Genomic DNA, 323 nt, shown 5'->3' on the forward strand with positions numbered 1-323 from the left:
AGTGATTTAAAGATGAACCTAGCTCAATCAACTAAAGAAGAAGAAAAACAAGAAGTAGATCTCATCTTTGAACCAGAAGATAATATCAGCACACTAGTGGAAAAAGGCTGTAGATTAAACATGAATACAGTCTTAAAAACATATCAGTTAATAAATATTGATACCCTTGAACAATCAATAGACTTACTTAATAATGCATCTACTATCTATCTCTTTGGTGTAGGTGGTTCATCTGTTATTGGTTTAGATATCTATCAAAAACTCATGCGTATAGGTAAGAAGGTGATCTATAACGCTGATCTTCATGTACAGATGACCTTCAC

Annotated in this window: 1 protein-coding gene; it reads left to right on the forward strand. The window is 32.5% G+C overall.

The window, feature by feature from the left end; translation table 11 throughout:
- Positions 1-323: MurR/RpiR family transcriptional regulator (locus B2S90_RS06360; protein ID WP_414630685.1), on the forward strand; the 323-nt coding region annotated here is incomplete at both ends.

This window comes from Catenibacterium sp. UBA627, from assembly GCF_002299355.1.
Lineage (GTDB): Bacteria > Bacillota_I > Bacilli_A > Erysipelotrichales > Coprobacillaceae > Catenibacterium > Catenibacterium mitsuoka.